The sequence below is a fragment of the Methylobacterium sp. WL119 genome (assembly GCF_008039875.1).
Taxonomy (GTDB): domain Bacteria; phylum Pseudomonadota; class Alphaproteobacteria; order Rhizobiales; family Beijerinckiaceae; genus Methylobacterium.
This window is the reverse complement of sequence record NZ_VRUU01000194.1, coordinates 1-3449: the sequence shown is the minus strand read 5'-3', so window position 1 is coordinate 3449 and position 3449 is coordinate 1. Positions and strand designations below refer to the sequence as shown.

Below are 3449 nucleotides of genomic sequence, written 5' to 3'. Positions count from 1 at the left end.
GGCCGGGGGCCCAGGGACCGGGGGCAGCGGAGGAAGCACGTGCTCCAGCTCCCAACCCCGACCTGGGTAAAGTTGGCTCCTCAGTAGGACGACCTTGTTGCTTCATCGTCGATCGCCACCAGTACCCTGACTGCTACGACCTGATACGCGAAGCTGCGCTGTAGGGCTTACCAGCGCCTTCCATGCGAGCATCGCAAGCAAGGAACCTGCCCTCGATGCTCAAAGCCGCTGCTGGGGCCTCCCTGACCCCGCAAACGCTATAACAGCTGCAAGCCGGTGTAGCCTGGCGTGCGACTTCGATGCGGCGTTGAAGCGGATCGTAGAGCTCCCGGAACAGATCGCCCATCACCTTGCGTTGAAAGAGCGTCCGCCAGCGTCGGCGACGATGCTCGGGCCAATCGTGGTTGATGTGGCAGCGTTGGCAGACAGCCGCGAGATGGCGGCCGAGGTTGTTGGCGGTGGCGTGATCGCGGTGCGCGGCTGCCAGCACCACCCGCGTTGGACGGATCACCCCGAGATCCTCGATTGTCGGCAGGGCTCGCAACGTTCGTCCCTGGCCATCTCGCCAAGCAGCGATCGAGGCATCCCACCAGCGTCCATCACAGAGATGATAGATCGTCTGACCATGCGGCCGGCCACATCCTTCGCAGGCGCCACCAGCCCGCCCGAGGCGGATCGCAGCCGAAAGCTGCGGCCAATCGATTGGGTAGAAGAAGCGGTGCTCGCGTCTGATCGGCATCGCGCGGAAGATTCTCCGCTTTCTTGTCAGCGAAGGAGTTTGACCGTAATGCCCAGGGTGTCGGGGAGTTCGGTCCACCCGCGATCCGTGGTCAAGGCGATCGCTCCACGATGCCGGGCCAGCGCAAGGCAGGCATGGTCACCAAGCGACAGGCCAAAGCCCTTCGTCATGGGACGGAGCATGCCGGCTGAGCGTGCGTGGGCATCGTCAAAGGCCTCAACCCGAAGATACAGCCCACCAATCGCCTGAGCGATCCGGCTTTCCGTACCACCGGCATAAGCGAGCTTGGCGTAAACCTCGGTCAGGTTGACGGCGCAGACCCAGGCTCGCGGCAAGCAGGCAATCACTCTGTCAGCTCCCTGCTCTCCCTTGAGCAGACACAGCAAGGCCGACGCATCAAGAACGAACGCCTCAGTCATGCTCAGCCTCAATCTGTCGCTCGGCTACGAACTCGTCGGCGAGGTCGACGTCATTGGGTACGAACTCGCGCACGATCTCCTGTGCCAGGCGCACAGCTCAGGACAGCGATCGGACATGCAGCCCGTCATCGCCGAGTTCGACAACCACGGTATCACCCGTATCGATGCCAAGCTTGCGCCGAAACGCAGCTGGAATGATCAGCTTACCTCCATCGATAATTTTAACCGCCTGCGACGCTATGAGGACCTGTCAAATGGTACCTGAACGTCATTTCGTACCAAAAAACTTATATTGCATCAAGATGGCTTGGTTCGGATAAGGGAACCATGGTCGCGGCCTTGAGCATATGGCTCGGCCTTCGGCTCTGATTGCCATCCAGGTTTGAGATGAAACCTCAGTGAGTGACCAAAGGCGCATCGCTACCGTGTCCGATGTCACTTAATGATGATTTTTTCGTCGATGGCAGAGCGTAGAATTTATAACGCCTTGTAGTACGGTAGCTCGGCCGTTTGGGGGCCGTCGCTGTATCTGTCACGCAATCGCTCGTTTGCGTGACAGGCACGAACGGGGGAGCACCGCAGCTCGGTGGCTCCCGGACCCTTGATCGTCATACCGCCTCACGACGCGTGGCCCGTCACGCCCGCACAGGATCACCACCCCATGCTGCTCGGCTACATGCGCGTGTCCAAAGCTGACGGCTCGCAGACCACCGACCTGCAGCGCGACGCGCTCCTCGCCGCCGGCGTCGAAGTCGATCGCTTCTACGAGGATCACGCGTCAGGCAAACGCGACAGCCGCCCCGGTCTCGACGCCTGCCTCAAGGCGCTCCGTGAAGGCGACACCCTCGCGATCTGGAAACTCGATCGCCTCGGTCGCGACCTGCGCCACCTCGTCAACACCGTACACGATCTCACCAAGCGTGGGATCGGGCTCAAGGTGCTTACAGGTCAGGGGGCTAACATCGACACCACCACCGCCAATGGCCGGCTGGTGTTTGGGATCTTTGCAGCGTTGGCGGAATTCGAGCGCGAGCTGATCATCGAGCGCACCAAGGCCGGTCTTGCCTCAGCGCGCGCTAGAGGGCGCAATGGTGGCCGCAAGCCGAAGATGACGCCCGCCAAGCTTCGCCTCGCACAGGCTGCAATGGGTCAGCCCGAGACTAAGGTCGCGGACCTCTGCATGGAACTCGGGATCACCCGTCAGACCCTCTACCGACACGTCGATTCTAAAGGGGTCTTCAGACCCGACGCCCTTAAGATCCTCGGACAAAAGGCTGACTGATCAACGTCAATGCGGGAGGGAATTGACGACATAAGAATACCGGGTAGCGTTTTCCGACATGGATGGAGCTGTTTTAGGCCCTTGGTGTGTGGCTCATATCAAGCGCCAAGAAAACGGTCGGATATCGGACATACGAACTGGTAGGACAAACGTCCGTGTTGGGTGGAAAGCGGAAGGGCAGCTTTTGGAAACGCTGGCACGGAGAGCTAACCCATCCGCCATTCGCTTCAATCCCGGTTGAACTTCGGCACCAGTAGCGCTGAGGCCCAATCTACGAAGGCGCGGGTGCGCGATGAGGAATGACGGCCCGCCAGATAGAGGACGTAGACCGGGCTCGGCTCCGGCGGCGTGTCAGCCATGACCTCCACCAGGGCGCCGGTTGCCAGCTCATGGGCGACCCGACAACGCTCACCGCGTGGGGCGCGTCCGTAGCAGCGGACCATACTGTGTTGGCCGCTGTTTCGTCGAGGTGTGTGCATCGACGCTGTTAGCGGTTCTTCGGCATTGCGAGCACGCGGGCGGTGGTTACGAACTTCGGCAGTCTACACCACGGGAGAGGCTTCCTGTGAGGGGGCGCGCGTGTGCGGGTACCAGGATCGGTTCAGCTACGGCGTCCGAACTAAGAACTACTACTACCATCAATAAGCATTTTTTCCGATAACGCCGGTCGTCTGAGATGCAAGCAAAGCCCCGACCCCATCATTCAAAAGCATTTGCATGGCATGCACGTGCCAAAACGACGCGCAACCACAATCATAGGCTCTTTGTGGCGGTTGGACACTTGCATTTTGATGCTGAAGCGAAGATAACATTAATACGATTAAACCAATAGAAATAATAAATCATCGAAAATTATAAGCCACTGGTGACTTTTTGCTTATAATTATCGGTTGTACGGAGTTGATGATCTTCAGCATAGTCTAACCGTCCCAAGGTTTGCCTCGCGTAGTCAGTGCGCCGGCATGCCATCGCTGCGGCCTATGCGCAGGCATTCCACATACGACAATTC

General features: G+C 59.4%; 4 protein-coding genes and 1 pseudogene. 2 read left to right on the top strand and 3 right to left on the bottom strand.

Features of this window, described 5'->3' with window-relative positions; genetic code table 11:
• Positions 1–328: 328 nt before the first annotated feature.
• Together FV227_RS28160 and FV227_RS28155 are read right to left on the bottom strand one after the other, a co-directional pair.
• Positions 329–739: pseudogene (locus FV227_RS28160) on the bottom strand (hypothetical protein); the annotation flags it as partial.
• A 26-nt stretch (positions 740–765) separates the two neighbouring features.
• Entirely contained in the window at positions 766–1158 is a 393-nt protein-coding gene (locus FV227_RS28155) for a type II toxin-antitoxin system VapC family toxin (RefSeq protein ID WP_147860439.1), read from the bottom strand.
• Between FV227_RS28155 and FV227_RS30230 the strand changes: the two genes are divergently transcribed.
• Both FV227_RS30230 and FV227_RS28145 read left to right on the top strand, forming a co-directional pair.
• The gene (locus FV227_RS30230; RefSeq protein WP_246687947.1) at positions 1157–1423 is read left to right on the top strand and encodes a hypothetical protein; all 267 of its coding nucleotides are present in this window, start codon (positions 1157–1159) and stop codon (positions 1421–1423) included. The two genes, FV227_RS28155 and FV227_RS30230, sit on opposite strands and share 2 nt — an antisense overlap.
• 396 nt (positions 1424–1819) lie before the next feature.
• Positions 1820–2440: a recombinase family protein gene (locus FV227_RS28145; RefSeq protein WP_147860438.1), complete on the top strand. Its 621-nt coding sequence runs from the start codon at positions 1820–1822 to the stop codon at positions 2438–2440.
• Positions 2441–2667: 227 nt separating this feature from the next.
• Here the strand turns inward: FV227_RS28145 and FV227_RS30425 are convergent, their stop codons facing one another.
• The gene (locus FV227_RS30425; RefSeq protein WP_281406297.1) at positions 2668–2799 is read right to left on the bottom strand and encodes a hypothetical protein; all 132 of its coding nucleotides are present in this window, start codon (positions 2797–2799) and stop codon (positions 2668–2670) included.
• Positions 2800–3449 lie beyond the last annotated feature (650 nt).

Bases quoted from the DNA above. Each gene is read 5' to 3' on its own strand.
- FV227_RS30230 (WP_246687947.1), top strand. From the start codon at position 1,157: ATGCTCAGCCTCAATCTGTCGCTCGGCTACGAACTCGTCGGCGAGGTC.
- FV227_RS28155 (WP_147860439.1), bottom strand. From the start codon at position 1,158: ATGACTGAGGCGTTCGTTCTTGATGCGTCGGCCTTGCTGTGTCTGCTC.
- FV227_RS28145 (WP_147860438.1), top strand. From the start codon at position 1,820: ATGCTGCTCGGCTACATGCGCGTGTCCAAAGCTGACGGCTCGCAGACC.
- FV227_RS30425 (WP_281406297.1), bottom strand. From the start codon at position 2,799: ATGGCTGACACGCCGCCGGAGCCGAGCCCGGTCTACGTCCTCTATCTG.